The sequence below is a fragment of the Methylobacterium fujisawaense genome (assembly GCF_039619325.1).
Classification (GTDB): domain Bacteria; phylum Pseudomonadota; class Alphaproteobacteria; order Rhizobiales; family Beijerinckiaceae; genus Methylobacterium; species Methylobacterium fujisawaense.
The window spans coordinates 4161205-4177496 of record NZ_CP155000.1 but is presented as its reverse complement, the minus strand read 5'-3'; the positions used below and the strand labels follow the sequence as shown (position 1 = coordinate 4177496).

The 16292-nt window shown below is 71.2% G+C and carries 14 protein-coding genes; 7 read left to right on the top strand and 7 right to left on the bottom strand.

All coding sequences use genetic code 11. The features are described from left to right. Nucleotides 1-112: 112 nt before the first annotated feature. The gene (zwf, locus tag ABC766_RS19845; protein WP_043357817.1) at nt 113-1585 is read right to left on the bottom strand and encodes a glucose-6-phosphate dehydrogenase; all 1473 of its coding nucleotides are present in this window, start codon (nt 1583-1585) and stop codon (nt 113-115) included. 219 nt (nt 1586-1804) lie between these two features. Here zwf and ABC766_RS19840 point away from each other — a divergent pair, with 219 nt between their 5' ends. Next, the gene (locus tag ABC766_RS19840) at nt 1805-2092 is read left to right on the top strand and encodes a GIY-YIG nuclease family protein (RefSeq protein ID WP_345819306.1); all 288 of its coding nucleotides are present in this window, start codon (nt 1805-1807) and stop codon (nt 2090-2092) included. 150 nt (nt 2093-2242) lie between these two features. Here ABC766_RS19840 and ABC766_RS19835 read toward each other — a convergent pair whose 3' ends face one another. Continuing rightward, nucleotides 2243-3085 (bottom strand): SDR family NAD(P)-dependent oxidoreductase, encoded by an 843-nt coding sequence (locus tag ABC766_RS19835; RefSeq protein WP_179697207.1) that lies wholly within the window; start codon nt 3083-3085, stop codon nt 2243-2245. Nucleotides 3086-3238: 153 nt separating this feature from the next. On the opposite strand from ABC766_RS19835, the gene ABC766_RS19830 reads away from it, so the two are divergent. Continuing rightward, a complete protein-coding gene (locus ABC766_RS19830) occupies nt 3239-4417 on the top strand; it encodes an endo-1,4-beta-xylanase (RefSeq protein ID WP_075380863.1) in 1179 nt (392 codons plus the stop codon). Here the strand turns inward: ABC766_RS19830 and ABC766_RS19825 are convergent. Then, the gene (locus ABC766_RS19825) at nt 4404-5522 is read right to left on the bottom strand and encodes an acyltransferase family protein (protein WP_043385243.1); all 1119 of its coding nucleotides are present in this window, start codon (nt 5520-5522) and stop codon (nt 4404-4406) included. The two genes, ABC766_RS19830 and ABC766_RS19825, sit on opposite strands and share 14 nt — an antisense overlap. Before the next feature lie 213 nt (nt 5523-5735). On the opposite strand from ABC766_RS19825, the gene ABC766_RS19820 reads away from it, so the two are divergent. Further along, nucleotides 5736-7583, top strand: a complete 1848-nt coding sequence (locus ABC766_RS19820) for a L,D-transpeptidase family protein (protein WP_345819305.1) — start codon at nt 5736-5738, stop codon at nt 7581-7583. 136 nt (nt 7584-7719) lie between these two features. Beyond that, a complete protein-coding gene (locus tag ABC766_RS19815; RefSeq protein WP_342144591.1) occupies nt 7720-8253 on the top strand; it encodes a DNA starvation/stationary phase protection protein in 534 nt (177 codons plus the stop codon). Between the two features lie 57 nt (nt 8254-8310). Here ABC766_RS19815 and ABC766_RS19810 read toward each other — a convergent pair whose 3' ends face one another. Further along, complete coding sequence (locus tag ABC766_RS19810) at nt 8311-10986, bottom strand: bifunctional acetate--CoA ligase family protein/GNAT family N-acetyltransferase (protein ID WP_345819304.1); 2676 nt, start codon at nt 10984-10986, stop codon at nt 8311-8313. A 405-nt stretch (nt 10987-11391) separates the two neighbouring features. Here ABC766_RS19810 and ABC766_RS19805 point away from each other — a divergent pair, with 405 nt between their 5' ends. Together ABC766_RS19805 and ABC766_RS19800 are read left to right on the top strand one after the other, a co-directional pair. Continuing rightward, nucleotides 11392-11805: a MucR family transcriptional regulator gene (locus tag ABC766_RS19805; RefSeq protein ID WP_345819303.1), complete on the top strand. Its 414-nt coding sequence runs from the start codon at nt 11392-11394 to the stop codon at nt 11803-11805. 98 nt (nt 11806-11903) lie between these two features. After that, the gene (locus ABC766_RS19800) at nt 11904-12662 is read left to right on the top strand and encodes a restriction endonuclease (protein ID WP_043385231.1); all 759 of its coding nucleotides are present in this window, start codon (nt 11904-11906) and stop codon (nt 12660-12662) included. 6 nt (nt 12663-12668) lie between these two features. Here ABC766_RS19800 and ABC766_RS19795 read toward each other — a convergent pair whose 3' ends face one another. Next, a complete protein-coding gene (locus ABC766_RS19795; protein ID WP_043385228.1) occupies nt 12669-13310 on the bottom strand; it encodes a DedA family protein in 642 nt (213 codons plus the stop codon). Nucleotides 13311-13402: 92 nt separating this feature from the next. Further along, the gene (locus ABC766_RS19790) at nt 13403-13882 is read right to left on the bottom strand and encodes a peroxiredoxin (RefSeq protein WP_043357846.1); all 480 of its coding nucleotides are present in this window, start codon (nt 13880-13882) and stop codon (nt 13403-13405) included. Nucleotides 13883-14254: 372 nt separating this feature from the next. Here ABC766_RS19790 and ABC766_RS19785 point away from each other — a divergent pair, with 372 nt between their 5' ends. Continuing rightward, complete coding sequence (locus ABC766_RS19785; RefSeq protein ID WP_342144599.1) at nt 14255-14929, top strand: YqgE/AlgH family protein; 675 nt, start codon at nt 14255-14257, stop codon at nt 14927-14929. A gap of 195 nt (nt 14930-15124) precedes the next feature. On the opposite strand, the gene ABC766_RS19780 is transcribed toward ABC766_RS19785, so the two are convergent. Further along, a complete protein-coding gene (locus ABC766_RS19780) occupies nt 15125-16108 on the bottom strand; it encodes a hypothetical protein (RefSeq protein WP_043385225.1) in 984 nt (327 codons plus the stop codon). Nucleotides 16109-16292: the final 184 nt, after the last annotated feature.

The window sequence follows — 16292 nt, the reverse complement described above, 5'->3', positions numbered from 1 at the left end:
CTCGTGCTGCGCCGTATCCGCCCTCTCGCGGGGCGGTATCCGACGGCACAGACAGATTTCACATCTGGCTTGGCCGTATCAAGGCAGCTTGGCCGTAAGCCGAAGACCGTCCTTACCGCAGTTCCTCGTGCCAGGTCCGGCCGTCGCGCTCGATCAGCGCGATGGCGGCGGTCGGCCCCCAGCTCCCCGCCGGGTAGGGCCGCGGCGCCTCGGGCCGGTCGGCCCAGGCCTTGAGCACGCCGTCCGCCCAGGCCCAGGCGGCCTCGACCTCGTCGCGGCGCATGAACAGGGTGGCGTTGCCGCGGACCACGTCCATCAGCAGGCGCTCGTAGGCGTCGGGATAGCGCTGCTTGAAGGTCTCCTCGAAGGAGATGTCGAGATCGGTGGGACGCAGGCGCAGGCCGCCGGGGCCCGGATCCTTGGTCATCACCTCGAGCTTCATGCCCTCCTGCGGCTGCAGGCGGATCACGAGGCGGTTCGGCTCGCGGCCGAACGCCTCCTCGGGGAAGATCGAGAACGGCGAGGCGCGGAATTGCACCACGATCTCCGAGAGCTTCCGGGGCAGGCGCTTGCCGGTGCGCAGGTAGAACGGCACGCCGGCCCAGCGGCCGGACTGGATCTCGACCTTCATGGCGACGAAGGTCTCGGTCCGGCTCTCGTGGCCGAGCTCGGAGAGGTAGCCCTCGACGGGCTTGCCGTCGACGGCGCCCGCCACGTACTGGCCGCGCACCGTCACGCTCTGGATATCGTGCGTGGTGATCGGCTTGAGGGCGCGGAGCACCTTCAATTTCTCGTCGCGGACCGAGTTCGCCTCGAGGTTGAGCGGGCTCTCCATGGCGGTGAGGCACAGGAGCTGCAGGATGTGGTTCTGCAGCATGTCGCGCATCGCGCCCGACGTGTCGTAGTAGCCGGCCCGGCCCTCGACCCCCACCGTCTCGGCGACCGTGATCTGGACGTGGTCGATCACGTCCGAGGTCCAAAGCCGCTCGAAGATCGTGTTGGCGAAGCGGAGCGAGAGCAGGTTCTGGACCGTCTCCTTGCCGAGATAGTGGTCGATCCGGAAGATCTGCGATTCGGGGAAGACCTCGCCGACCGCGTCGTTGATCGCCCGGGCCGATTTCAGGTCCTTGCCGATCGGCTTCTCCAGCACGACGCGGGACTTCTCGCCGACGAGCCCGTGGGCGGCGAGGTTGCGGCAGATCGAGCCGTAGAGGTCGGGCGAGGTGGCGAGGTAGTAGGGCCGGACCTGGTCGGGCCGCTCGTCGAGCTTGGCCACGAGGTCCGTCCAGCCGCTGTCGCCGGCGCCGTCGACCGCGACGTAGTCGACGTGGTCGAGGAAGCGATGGAGCATGTCTTCCGACAGGTCGGCGGCGGGGACGAAACGCTTCAGGGCGTCGCGGGCATGCTCGCGGAAGGCGTCGAGGGACAATTCCGAGCGCGAGGCACCGATGATCCGGCTCGTCTCCGGGATCTGCCCGTCCCGGAAGCGGTAGAACAGGGCCGGCAGAAGCTTTCGCGCGGTCAGATCGCCGGTCGCGCCGAACACGACGCAGTCGAAGGAGGCGACGGGAATGATCGTGGCCAAGTGCGGCTCCCGGTTGTCGTGCGCTGGTCTCGTGCGGCGGCTGCGTCGCACTGACCTAGCCCGTGTGCAAGGGCTTCGCCAGACTCGGGGCGCGGACCAGCGCTGCCCGGGCCGGGGCGCGGCCGCGACAGCTTTGGGCAACCCGATGACGTCACGCTCCGTCTTTGCGAGCACGGCGAAGCAACCCAGGGCCGCGCGCCGGCGTCGGAGGGCAGCACGATGCGTGAGCCGGCCGTCTACATCATGGCGAGCCGCCGCAACGGGACGCTCTACACCGGCGTGACATCCAACCTCGCCCGGCGGGTCTACGAGCATCGCGAGGCGCTGCTCCAGGGCTTCACCAGCCGCTACGATTGCAAGCGCCTCGTCTGGTATGAGCGCTATCCCACGATGAATGAGGCCATCACGCGCGAGAAGCAGATCAAGGCGGGCTCACGGAAGAAAAAGCTCGCGCTGATCGAGGCGATGAATCCGGATTGGAACGACCTGTATCCAGATCTCGCGTGAACAGGTCCGGCGTCGCGGCTCCCTGGATTGCTTCGCTGCGCTCGCAAAGACGGTGAACGCGGCAACCCACGCGCAGCCACGCAACGAGTCTCGCTCCCCCGTCTTCGCGAGCGAAGCGAAGTGACCCAGGGCCGCGCGAGGCCGTATGGGTCACCCCTCCATGTACCGCTTGAAGCCTTCGGAAAAATCCGGGTGCCAGCGCGACAGGGCAGGCCGGTTCTCGATGATGTCGCCCGCCGCCCAGGCGATCCGCTTCGCGTCCTGCGCCCGGGTGGTCTCGTTGTCGGGGCAGAGGATGTAGAAGTCGCCGGCGGCGAGCCGCTCCAGCATGAAGGCCACGGTCTCGTCGGGCGTCCAGGCTCCCGCGGGCTTCTCGGCGACGCCCCGGGCCTTGGTGAGGCCCGTATAGACGAAGCCCGGGATCAGCAGGTGGGCGGTGGTCCGGCATCCTTCGCGGTTGCGCAACTCGTGGGCGAGCGCCTCGGTGACCGCCTTCACCCCCGCCTTCGAGACGTTGTAGGGCGCGTTGCCCGGCGGCGTGGTGATCCCCTGCTTCGAGCCGGTGACGATGATCGCCCCAGGCTTGCCGCCCGCGATCATGCCGGGGGCGAAGGCGTGGATGCCGTTGATCACGCCGCCGAGATTGGTGCCCAGGATCCGCGTCCAGGTGTCGGCGTCGGAGAACAGTTTCCCACCGGCCTCGATGCCGGCATTCAGCATCACCAGGGCCGGCGGCCCGGCCTTGGCGACGGCAGCCGCCAGGGCTTCCACCGCCCCGCGATCCGACACGTCGGTGGGTATGGCCCGGACCTCGACGGCGGCGAGTTCGGCCACGGCGGCGCGGGCCGCGTCCAGGGCCGGGCCCGGCAGGTCGGCGAGCCAGACGTTCATGCCGGCCCGCGCGAAGGCCTGCGCGGCGGCGAGCCCGATGCCGCTCGCAGCGCCGGTGACGACCGCGCTGCGGCCGGGGCTGATCGCGGGGTTCTGGCTCATGACGGATCCTCGGAGGCGTGGCGCCCTTCAGATGGGGCGAGCCGGACGGAAGGCGAGTTCGAGCCGGATCCCGCGACCCGGCAGAACCCGCGGATCGCCGCGGCGGCGGCTTCTGCTAGGGTGACCGGACACCCTTCGGAACGAAGCACCCGGATGCCCCCTCCCCCGAGCCGCCGGTCGATCCTCGCCGGTGCGGCCTCCCTCGGCCTCGCCCATGCGGCGCGTGCGGCCGGCCCGGCGGGGTTCGGTCCCCTCGGCCGTCCGTCCTGGTCGGGCGACAGCCTCCAGGCCGCGGCGGCCGCCAAGGGCCTGCTCTACGGCTGCGAGGTCCCGTTCCACCGCTTCGATTCGACGCCCGCCTACCGGCAGGCCGTGGCGCGGGAATGCGGCATCCTCGTCTGCGGCACCGAGATGAAGATGGAGGAGGTCCTGCCCGCGCCCGGCAAGACCGACTTCGCCCGCGGCGACGCGATCCTGCGCTTCGCGCGGGGAAACGGCCAGCGCATGCGCGGCCACACGCTCGTCTGGCACGCGGCGCTGCCGCCCTGGGTCGGCCCGCTGCTCGGCCGGGCGAGCGCCGTCCAGGCCGAGGATTTCATGCGGCGCTGGATCGAGACGGTGGCCGGCCACTACCGGGGCCAGATCGTCGCCTGGGACGTGGTCAACGAGATCTTCGGCAACGAGGCCGATCCCGACCGCGGCGGGGGCCTGCGCGACTCGCCCTGGCTCGCCGCGATCGGCCCCGGCTACGTCGACCTCGCGTTCCGGATCCTGCACGAGACCGACCCGGCGGCCGCCGGCACCTGGAACGAGGACGCGGTGGAGCAGGGCGTGCCCTGGATGGAGGCCAAGCGCACCAAGGTCCTGCGCCGCCTGGAGGCGATGCGGTCCCGCGGCGTGCCGATCCGGCGCTTCGGGCTTCAATCGCACCTCACCAGCACGATCCCGATCGACCAGGGCCAGCTGCGGCGCTTCCTCCGGGAGATCGGCCAGATGGGGCTCGGCATCGCGATCACCGAACTCGACATCGACGACCGCGCCTTCCCGTCCGACGTGGCGACCCGCGACCGGAAGGTGGCCGATTACGCCCGGCGCTACCTCGACGTGGTGCTGGACGAGCCCGCCTGCCTCGACGTCCTGACCTGGGACATCTACGACCCCGACACGTGGCTGAACGACCATCCCTACCGCAAGCGGCCCGACGGCCTGCCGCAGCGGGCCCTCCCCCTCGACGCGCAGTTCCGGCGCAAGCCCCTGTGGCACGCCATGAAGGCGGCCTTCGAGGCCGCGCCGGATCACAAAGCCGCCCGCGAGACGCTCAGGCGGGCGTGACGCCGGCCCGGCGTCCGTCCTCGGCCAGGCTCGGCTCGGGCGGCCGGTCCGCGAGGAGCCGGCGGCGAAGGCGCGCGCAGGGGCGCTCGACGACCGCGTACATCCCCCAGCACCACAGCAGCGTCACCGGGAAGGCCGCCAGCATCAGCCCGACGCCGTGCAGCCCGGGCCTCACGTGCAACACCAGCGCCACCACGGTCATGTGTGCGAGGTAGAAGCTGTAGGACCACAGCCCGAGCTGGCGCATCGGCCGGCTGGCGAGCAGCCGGACCATAGGCCCCTCGCCGTGCAGCAGGTACGCGAAGGGCACGAACAGGGCGGCGCTCTGGAGCGTGTAGCGCAGGCTCTCCCGGAAGGCGGGCTCGCGGACCGCCAGGGTTCCGAGGATCACCGCGAGGCTGGCCGCGACGTGCCAGGCCGTGGGGCGCCACGCCCGGTCGGCCGGGACCACCGGGTTGTTCCACAACCCGAGGCAGCAGCCGAACAGGATCGCGTCGATCCGCGTGTGGGTCCAGCTGTAGTTCAGGCTGTAATCCGGCAGCCGCCAGACGTTCTCGCACCGGATCGCCAGCACCACCGCGCAGAGCCCCAGGCAGGCCAGAGCCGCACGGCGCGGCCGGAGGCGCCCGAGCCAGAGCACGAAGGCCAGCGGGAAGACGAGGTAGAAGTGCTCCTCGATGGCGAGGCTCCACAGCGGCACCGGCAGCACCGCCTCGGTGCCGAACAGGCCAGGATAGTTGGTCAGGAACGTCGCCTGTCCGAGGATCGCCGCCGGTTCGACGTGCATCCAGTCCAGCCATCCCGCCCCGTAGAGGGCGCCGGAGGCGAGCAGGGTCAGGTACATCGGGGGCAGGATGCGCAGGCTGCGCCGGAGGTAGAAGGCCGGGAGCGACACCGCGCCCGTCTGCGCCCGCTCGATCCGCAGGAGCGTGGTGATCAGGTAGCCGCTGAGGAAGAAGAAGACGGTGACGCCGAAGCCGCCCGGCACCACGTGGCTGTAGCCGCAATGGGCCGCGAACACGATCAGGATGGCGAGTGCCCGCACCCCGTCGAGCTGAGGCAGGTAGGGCATCGTCTTCGGGACCAGAAACCCGGAATCCGGCATGGCGGAGGTCGATCTCCTGTCGCGTCAGGGGCCCAGCATAAGCGCCCTTTCCGTGCGGACGGACATCCGCACGGCACGCTGAGCGGCTGGACCAGTGTCCGGATGGTGAATCCGGGACTCAAGGCCCCGGCAACACCGGAGGAGATTGGTAACCACGGCCGTCCATGATCCTGCCCGACCGCCCTGTCTCGGGCGCCGTCGGGAGTGTTGCGTATGGTCCCGGTCCCGCCCCGCCGTCACACCCGCCCGCACGCCGCCCTGGGCGCGGGCCTGTCGCTGCTGGCGCTCCTCGGCGCACCAGCCGTGGCCCTGGCGCAGGGCGCCGGCGCGGTGCAGGGCAGCCCGGTGCCGCCGCTCGCCGTGCCGGTCGCGGTGCCGCCCGCCGCCACAGGGGAGGCCGCGAAGGGCCAGGAGCCCCGGATGCCGGAGGCGAAGGGTGAGGCGAAGGGCACGGCCGGCAAGGCGGCGGATGCCAAGCGCCCTGAGGCCAAGCCGGCCGAGGCCGCGCCGGAGCCTGTCCCGGCGCAGGGGAAGGCGCAGGATGCCAAGGTCCAGGATGCCAAGGCCCAGGATGCCAAGGCCCAGGATGCCAAGGCCCAGGATGCCAAATCCCCGGACAACAAGTCTCAGGACACCAAGTCGTCGGACATCAAAACCCAGCAGGCCAAGCCTCAGGAGGCGGCCAAGAAATCCCGCGAGCCGGCCCCGCTGGTCTACGCCAAGGTCTCCACCGACCCGAACCCGACGCTGACCCCCCGGACGTTCCTCGACACCCTCCGGGCGGCCGAGCGCTACGCGGCCTTCGCGGAGGCCGGCGGCTGGGAGCGGCTGCCCGAGGACCTCGCGCGCCTCAAGCCCGGCGAACGCAATCCGGCGATCCCCGCCCTGCGCCACCATCTGACGCTGACCGGCGACCTGCCGGCGGATGCCCCGCCGAACGACCGCCTCGACCCGCCCCTGGTGGCGGCGATCGCGGCGTTCCAGGCGCGCCACGGCCTCCCCGACAGCGGCATACTTGGCCGGCTCACCATCAATGCGCTCAACGTGCCCGCTGCGGTGCGCCAGCGCCAGCTCGCCGCCTCCGCGGCCCGGTTGATGGGCTCGAAATTCCCGTTCGGCGACCGCTACGTCGTGGTCAACATCCCGTCCGCCGCCGTGGAGGCGGTGGAGAACGGCGCCGTTGCGCGCCGCTACGTCGCGGTGGTCGGCTCCCCCGACAAAGCGACGCCGCCGGTCGAGACGCGGATCACCGACATCAACTTCAACCCGACCTGGACCGTCCCGGCCTCGGTGGTGAAGAACGAGATCATCCCGCAGATGCGCAAGAATCCGGGCTATCTCGCCAAGAACCACATCCGGATCCTCGGCCCTTCGGGCGAGGTCGATCCGACCCGGATCGACTGGGCCGGCGAGAAGGCGGTCAATTACACGTTGCGGCAGGATTCCGGCTTCGACAATTCGCTGGGTCAGGTGCGGATCGACATGCCAAACCGCTTTGCCGTCTACATGCACGATACGCCGGCAAAATCGCTCTTCGCCGCGAGCGTGCGGTTCCACAGCCACGGCTGCGTCCGGGTGGGCCAGGTCAAGGAACTCGTCGGCTGGCTGCTCCAGGGCACGGACGGGCCCAACGGGCCGGGCACGAACTGGGGCCCGATCGAGATCGAAACCGGGATCGCCGATGGCGAGCGCCGCGACATCAAGCTCGCCAAGCCGGTCCCGGTCGTCTTCGTGTATCTCACCGGCTTCGCCACGCCGGACGGGAAGGCGCATTTCCGCGACGACATCTACGCCCTCGACACGCCGGCTCCGGAACCGGCCGCCACCGGCGCGATCCCCCCCGCAGCACCCCCGGGTGCGGACGCGGCCTCCGCGAAGCCGGCCTCCGCCGGTGCCGCGCCGACCGCGCCCCGGCCCGGCGCCGCCCACGACGCGAAGCCGGCCCCGGCGCGGGCCGCTGCGACCAAGCCCGCCGCAGTCAAACCCACCCCCGCGAAGCCCGCGGTAGGCCGCTCGGCCGCCGAGCGCCATAGTTTGGAATCTGTCGAACCTATCCGCTAAGCCCAACCCAGCCATGCGATTCTCGGTCCACCGGAACCTCCCGGCAGGCCCGTCATTGGCTCATGGAACGCGCATCGACCCGTTTTCAGCGAGACGGGGCGACGCGCCGAGCCACGGAATCAGACTGGAGACCACCATGGCCAAGGCCAAGCCGAGCAGCCGCATCGAGAGCGCGCGGCTGAACACCCCGTCCGACCTCGATCCGAACGACGTGCGGACGATCGCCGAGGGCCTGACGATCCTGAGTTCGGACCTGTTCGCCCTCTACATCAAGACCAAGAACTTTCACTGGCACATGAGCGGACCCCACTTCCGCGATTACCACCTCCTGCTGGATGAGCAGGCCGCTCAGATCTTCGAGATCATCGATGCCGTGAATGAGCGCGCCCGCAAGATCGGCGGCACGGTGCTGCGCTCGCTCGGCCAGGCCAAGAGCCTGACCCGTGTGGCCGACAACGATGCCGAGTATGTCTCGCCCCTCGACATGCTCAAGGAGCTGCGCGACGACAACAAGGCTCTCACCGCCAACATGCGCACGCTTCACGGCGTGACCGATGAGGCGGGCGACGTGGCGACGACCTCGCAGCTGGAGGAATGGATCGACCAGTCCGAGGAGCGCACGTGGTTCCTCTACGAGACCACCCGCAACGCGACCGACAGCGGCCACTGAGCCGCGCCTCCCGGCATCGGCACGGCCGATGTCGGGTCCGGCCTCGTCGCGCCGCCGCTAACTGCCGGCGAGATCGAGGTGCACCTTCACGAGGCCCGGGTCGTCGGGATCCCGCCCCTGCGTGAACCCGAGGCGGCGGCACACCGCCAGCATCGGCCGGTTCTCGGCGAGCACCGTGCCCTCGACCCGCCCGATGCCCTCGGACTGCGCCCAATCGATCATGAGGCGCATCAACGCGAAGGCGAGGCCGGTCCCCCGGGCATCGCGGCCGACCGCGATCGCGTACTCGCCGCTCTCATGGTTGGCGTCGGCATGCAGCCGGACTGCGCCGAGCATGCGCTCGCCGCCGCCCGGTTCGATCTCCGTGGCCACGAAGGCGATGGCGCGGGCGTAGTCGAGCTGCGTCAGACGCGCCAGGAAGGCGTGGCTGAACTCGCGTACCGGGCCGAAGAACCGCAGCCGCAGATCCTCCGGGTCGAGTCCCTTGAAGAAGGTCAGGAACAGGCCCTCGTCCTCCGGGCGCACCGGCCGCACCCGCACCGTCCGGTCCTTGAGGTTGAGCGTCCGGACCCATTCGGTCGGGTAGGGCCGGATCGCGAAGCGCGGATGGCCGCGTCCGTCGGCTCCGCGCTCGGCGCGCCCGATCCGGACCCGCGCATCGAGGGCGAGCACGCCGGTCTCGTCGGCCAGAAGCGGGTTGATGTCGAGTTCGCGCACCTGCGGCAGGTCGGCGGCGAGCTGGGACAGCTTCACCAGCGTCAGCGCGATCGCCCCGAGATCGGCGGCGGGCACGTCGCGGTAGGCTTCGAGGCGCCGCGCGACCCGGGTGCGGGCGATGAGGTCGCGCGCGAGAGTCAGGTCCAGCGGCGGCAGCCCGAGGGCGCGGTCGTCGATCACTTCCACGGCGGTGCCGCCCCGGCCGAAGACCACGACCGGGCCGAACACCGCGTCCTCGGCGAGCCCGGCGATCAGCTCGCGGCGCTGGCCGCGGCGGACCATCGGCTGCACGGCAAAACCGGTCACCCGGGCATCCGGCCGTTCCCGGCGCGCGCGGGCCAGGATGCTGCGGGCCGCGTCCGCCACGTCGGCCTCGCTGGTCAGGTCGAGATGGACGCCGCCGATGTCGGATTTGTGCACCACGTCCGGCGAGACGACCTTCAGCGCCACCGTTCCGCCCGCCGCGATGATCGGCCATGCGGCCGCCGCCGCCGCGTCCTTGTCGGGCGCCAGCGTGATCGGCACGGTCGGAATCCCGTAGGCCTCCAAGAGGCCGTTGACCGCCACCGGGTCGAGCCAGGCGGCCCCCTGCTGCAGCGCCCCGGCGACGATCGAGCGGGCCCGCGCCGTGTCGGGGGAGAAGTCCCGCGGCAGCGAGTCCGGCGTGCGCATCAGGTCGTCCTGCGCCTCGCGGTAGCGCACGAGGTGCAGGAAGCCCTCGATCGCCTCGGAATCGGTGGTGAAGTGCGGGATCCCGGCCTGCGCGAAGGTCTCGCGCCCCGCCTCCGCGTCGCCCAGCGAGACCGCGAAGACGGGCTTCTTGCGGGATTGGCCGGCCCGGGCGGCCTCGACCGTCTCGGCGATGGCACGCGCCACCGCGCCCGCCTCCGAACGAATCGTGGGCACGTGGATCGCCAGCACGGCGTCGCTCGTCCGATCGGTCAGCAGGGGTGCCAGTGCGGCGGAGAAGGCCGGCCCGGCGGCATCGATGCCGAGGTCGAGGGGGTTGCCCGGCGCGCGGTCGTCCGCCTCGGCGGGCGCCGCCAGGGTCCCGGCCCGCTCGATCAGCCGATCCGCGGCGAGCAGCCCGATGCCGCGGCCGTTCGACACGATCGCCAGCCGGTGGCCCGGGAAGGGCCGCTGGCGCCCCAGGGTCTCCACAGCGGAGAACATCGCGTCGAGGTCCGGCACGGCCAGCAGGCCCGCCCGCCGGAACGCCGCCGCGTAGACCGCATCCGGACGGGCCAGGGCGCCGGTATGGGTGGCGGCGGCGCGCGTGTCCGGGCGGTGCCGGCCGGCCCGAAGCACCACGACGGGCTTGGCCCGCGCGGCGGCCCGGGCGGCCGACATGAAGCGGCGGGCATCCGCGACCCTGTCGAGGCAGAGCAGGATCGCGCGGGTGTGATAATCGGCAGCGAAGTGGTCGAGGCAATCGGCCACGCCGATATCGAGGACGCTGCCGAGCGACAGAACCGCCGAGAAGCCGGTCCCGTGGCGGGCGCCCCAGGCGACGATGGCGGCCGCGACCGTGCCGGATTGCGAGACGAGGGCGAGGTCGCCGGAAGCGGGGGCATGGGCGAACAGGCTGGCGTTGAGCTTGGCACCCGGCACCGCGAGGCCGGCGCTGTCGGGACCGAGCAGGCGCAGGCCGTGGGCGCGGGCGATCCGGTGGGCGACCGGGCCGGGATCGTCCGGCTCGGACCCGAGCCGGGCGGTGAGGATCACCGCCGCCCCGGCGCCGATCGCGGCGGCCTGCGCGACGACCTCGGGCACGCGCGGCGGCGGCACCGCGATCAGAACGAGATCGGGGGCGACGGGGAGATCCGCGACCCTGGGCACGCAGGGCAGCCCCTCGACCGTCGCCTGATCGGGCTGGACCGGCAGGATCGCGCCGGGAAAGCCCGCGGCGCGCAGGCTGTCGAACACGCTGCGCCCCAGTGAGCCCACGCGGGCGACCGCACCCACCAGGGCGACCGACCGGGGCGCCAGCAGTTTGTCGAACCGGTATGTGCTCATGACCGGCGGCTCACGGCGCCGCCGTCACGGGATGAGCTTCCGCAGGCCGTTCGTGCCGGCACGCATCTGGTCCCCCGCTTCGTCCGATCGGGCACGGCTCATGGAACGCCCGCCGCTCCCTCAGATGGCGCGATCCGGCGCGCCTGCAACGCCCGAGCGGCACGCGACATGGGGACACCGAACGATCGCCCCGACGGCATCGTTGGCGACTGCCTTTTTTCCAATATCCAGCGCGCTTTATCCACTCCAAGACGGCAGTTGTGGGCGTGTGTAGATTGGTCTTGCTATTAAATTCCCACCACCATAGTAACTGCTGCTTAACTACCCTGTATCGGGTTGAGCAGAGACAGATTCCGGCCGGCACCTCGGGTTGGCGGCGAGCCGGGATCGACAGGAGGTTATGGGATGGACGCCACGGGTGAAGGGCAACCGGACTATCTCGCGCTGTCCGTCGACATCGTGTCGGCCTTCGTGAGCAACAATCCGGTGCCTGCGCCGGAGCTGCCCGGGCTCATCGCGGCCATCCACGCGACGCTGCACGGTCTCGGCGAGCCGGCCATCACGCCGATTGAGGAGTTGCGGCCGGCCGTGCCGGTCCGGCGCTCGGTCCAGCCCGACTTCATCGTGTGTCTGGAGGACGGCAAGAAGTTCAAGTCGCTCAAGCGCCATCTGCGCACGCACTACAACCTCACGCCCGAGGAATACCGGACGAAATGGGGCCTTCCGCCCGATTATCCGATGGTGGCGCCGAACTACGCCGCGGCGCGCTCCAGTCTCGCCAAGAGCATGGGCCTCGGCCACCAGCGGCGGAAGGGCTGAGGGCGCGCCGAGCGCGTCCACAGCTTTCGGATCCGGGTTAGGCATCGGGCAAGCCAAGCTTGCGAGGGTCAGGGGCCCGTCAGCGCCTCAGAGACCCGATGCCCGGCAAGCCCAATCCCGTTGCCCGCCTGTTCTGGACGGCCGTGATCGGCCTTCCGTTCGGGCTCTGGTACGGCCGGCCGGCCCTGGCCGCGACGGGCCTGGCCCTCGTCCTGGTCCTGCTCCGGCATCTCGGGCGCAAGCGCCGCTTCCGTGCCCGGGTGCGGCGGATCGCCCGGGCGCATGCCGACACGCTGGCGCTGCGGCGGCGTCAGGAGAGCTACTGCGATCCTTACGGCAACTGGATCGAGGACGGCTGGCTGCGCGAGCGGGACTACTTTCTCGACCGGACCGTCCTGCCGCAGCTCGGCCCCCGCTTCGCCGACCTCGCCGAGGTGGAGCACGAGCGGATGCTGGCGATCATCGAGGCCGAGGCGGCGGCCGTCGCCCTCCCGGAGGAGGACGAGGCGCCGGGGGACGGGCTGGACTACGAGCGCTACTGCGCCGAGCGCCTGACCCGGGCGGGCTGGCGGACGCACCGGACGCCGGCGAGCGGCGACCAGGGCGCCGACATCGTCGCGGTGCAGGACGGCCTGCGCCTCGTGGTGCAATGCAAGCGGCTGAGCAAGCCCGTCGGCAACGCCGCCGTGCAGGAAGCGGCCGCGGCGCTGCGCTACTGGGACGGGGACCGGGCCGCCGTGGTCTCCAATGCCGGCTTCACCCCGGCCGCGCGCCGGCTCGCCACGGCGACCGGCGTGCTCCTGATGCATCACGAGGCGCTGGACACCCTCGACGCGCACGACCTCGCGGAGGCGTGACGGTCGTCAGGCAAGCGGCCCGGGGATGGCGGTCTCCGCCTCGCTGAGCAGCCGCGCCTCGTGCCGACGCACGAACAGCCAGAGGGCCAGGCCTCCGAACACCACGAGCGCCAGCAGGGTCAGGCCGACCGGGCCGACGATGTGCTCGATCTGGCGCCCGCAATAGTAGGAGCCGATCCCCATGCTGCCGGCCCAGACGACGCCGCCGAGGGCGTTGAAGGCGAAGAAGCGCCGGGCATCCAGACGGTTGACCCCGGCGAGCACGGCCGCGTAGGCGCGCAGCATCGCGGTGAAGCGGCCGAAGAACACGATCTTGCCGCCGTGCCGGCGGAACAGATACTGGCCGAGCTTGAGCCGCCCGTGATCGAGGGCGATGAGGTGACCGTAGCGCAGGAGCAGCGGCATGCCCCAGCGCCGCCCCGCCCAATAGCCGACATTGTCGCCCAGGATCGCCGCCGCCGCGGCCGCGGCGATGACCAGGCCGATATTCAAATTGCCGGTGCTGCCCGCATAGACGGCGGCCGAGATCAGCACCGTCTCGCCGGGGCATGGCACGCCGGCGCTCTCGAGGGTGATGATCACGAAGATCGCGATGTAACCGTAATTCGCGATCAGCTCGGCGATGGGCAGATCGTTCAGGAAGGCCATGCGGTCCTCGGGGCCGGTCTCCGGGCAAAGCCCGGCGACACAAGCGGATGGATCGTGGCCTTAAAAGGGCCGATCCGCGGAGCGCGGCGCGGTCAGAGGACCTTCAGCAGGGCCTCGGCGCCCGAGGCCTCCGCCTTCGAGGGCGTCTCCTCGACGTTGAGGATCCGGACGACGCCGTCCTCGACCAGCATCGAGTAGCGCTTCGAGCGCATCCCGAGGCCGAAACCCGTGCCGTCCATCTCGAGGCCGATGGCCTTGGCGAAATCGGCGTTGCCGTCGGCCAGGAATTCCAGCCCTTCCGCGCCGCTCGCCTTCGACCACGCGTCGAGCACGAACACGTCGTTGACGCTCGTCACCGCAATGGCATCGACGCCGCGTCCGAGGATCTCGTCCTTGTGGGTGACGAAGCCCGGCAGGTGGTTGCGGTGGCAGCTGGGGGTGAACGCGCCTGGCACGCCGATCAGGACCACGCGCCGGCCCTTGAACACGTCGTCGGTGGTGCGCGCGATCGGGCCCTCGGGGCCGATCACCCGGAAGGTGGCCTGGGGCAGGTGGTCGCCGACCTGGATCATCGCGGGTCCCTCGTTGTCGCGCGCTGGGATGGCACGCGTGAGCAGCGCGCCTGACCTAGCGTGGCAGGGGATGCCTGTCGAGGATGCGGCCCAGTCCGGCTTGAACCACACGCACGGGCCGAGGCGCTTGATGCCGAGGCGCTCGATCTTGTGAGACCGCTCGATCCGCGCCCTCTGCTCCCCAACGTCGAGAGCGGGAGAGGGCGCGACATCCGCCGTGACCATCGGGCCGCGGCCGCAACCGCGCCGGCCGCGACCCGGACCGTCCTCGGCATTGCGGGACACGGATTGCGACGCGCACAAGCTTGGGGGAGGCTTGCTGCGTCCCTATTGCCCGCTGGACAACCAGGAGACGGGGCGTAGCATGGACGCATGGCGCACCCTCCGCACCGCAGGCCCGATCCCCCGTCGGCAGCGTCTTCGCCGGCCGGCAAGGCCGCGTCGCCGCTTCAGACGGAGCTGTCGGGTCCGAACTTCCTCGACGGGCAATTCCTCGTGGCCATGCCCGGCATGGCCGACGAGCGCTTCGCCCGTTCGGTGATCTATGTCTGCGCCCATTCCGCCGACGGGGCGATGGGCATCATCGTCAACAAGGCGGCGACAGACATCAGCATGCCGGACCTCCTGGTCCAACTCGACGTGGCGCCCGAGGCGGACGCGATTCGCCTCCGCGAGCGGGTCGGCCACATGCCGGTCCTGATGGGCGGTCCGGTGGAGGGACGGCGCGGCTTCGTGCTCCACAGCGACGATTTCCACATCCAGCAATCGACGCTGATCATCGACGACGGCATCTGCCTGACCGCGACCGTGGAGATCCTCCGCGCCATCGCCAGCGGCGAGGGGCCGGCGAGCGCCGTGCTCGCGTTGGGCTATGCCGGCTGGCAGGCGGGGCAGCTGGAGAGCGAGATCATGGCCAATGGCTGGCTCAACTGCCCGGCCGACCCGGCCCTGATCTTCAACGCCGACCTCGACGCCAAGTACGACCTCGCCCTGCGGGCCAACGGCATCGACCCGGCGATGCTGTCGATGACCGCCGGCCGGGCCTGATCGACATCGACCTCGGAGATTTGCGGCGCCCCGGTGCTTGCGAGCGGGGCAATCCCGCCGGCCCAGGCTGTCCGGCCTGAGGCTGTCCGGTCCCAGGCTGTCCGGCCTCCTGCCGCCCTGGGCCGCGGCCCTGCGCTGGCGATGACGCGGGCGTTAGAGCGCCGGGCCGACGGACCCGGCGCGCCGCACTTCCACCTATTCCGGAAGCACGTCGCCGCCGCCGGCCGCGTCCGGGTTCATGCCTTCGACGGCGGGCTTGGGACGCGGCCTGCGCGGCGCGACGGCGGCCGTGGGCGTCGCCGTGTTGGCGCCGAGCCGGGTCGCCAGGGCCAGGGCGCGGTTCTCCGTCACCCGCAGGTGGCAGAACCCGTGCGTGCCCTCCCGCGCATAGGTGCGGCAGAGCTGCTCCCGGTCCGACGAGAAGGCCGCCTGCTCGCTGACGATCGGCCGCACGTCCTCGCGCCGGGCGCGCTGGGTCATCAGCTTGTAATTGTCCCGAACGGCCTTGTCGGCGACGCCCCGGGCGGTGTCGAACTCGCCGGCCCGCGGGATCAGGGTGGCGGCGGCCGGCCCCCAGAGGCCCACCGGCGTCGTGGCGCAATCCGCCGCCGAGAAGGTACAGATCGGGCCCGCACCGAGGCTCGAGACCAGGACGCCGCCCTCGGTCACGTCGAAGCGCAGCGGGCACTCGGCCCCGGCCGCCTCGAAGCGCGGCACGCCCTCGGGCTTGCCCTCGGCGCTGAGCGTCACCGGGTTGCCGCCGGCGAGGGGAACCGTGCAGGATTCCGCCGGCTGCGAGATCTTGGTCCCCGGCAGCTTGATCCGCGCCGTGACGGCGGTGCCGGACCGTTCCAGCTTCAGGGTTCCGGACAGGCCGTTGAGCTGCAGATCCTGGCCGATCACGCCGTCCTCGGAGGGCGTCTTCAGAACGATCGGGCGGGCCGGCGCAGGGGCGGGCCGGGGCGCCTCAGGGGCCGCGGGCGGGCCCGGCTCGCCCGGCGCGGCCGGAGCCGGCGGCGCCTCCGGGAGGCCGCGGGGCGGCACCGGCGGCCGCTCCGGCTTGATGCCGAACAGGCGCTCGAAGAAATTCTGGGCCTGCGCCGGAGGGGCGGCGAGCATCCCGGGCGCCGCGACGGCGACCGCCAGGATCGGGAGCAGGAGACTGCGGATCGGGCGCATCGGACTCTACGACGGGGACACGAAGTGGCGGGGCCACGCGCAACCCCTTGTCGAAGCGTTAACACGGCGTCGATGGCGCCGACGTGGCAGCGAAGCAACAAAATGCAGTCACGCCGCCGGGCAGAGGGCGGCCCTGCGGCGAGATCCTGCCGGAATGACAAGGATATGGCGCGCCTGTGCGGGA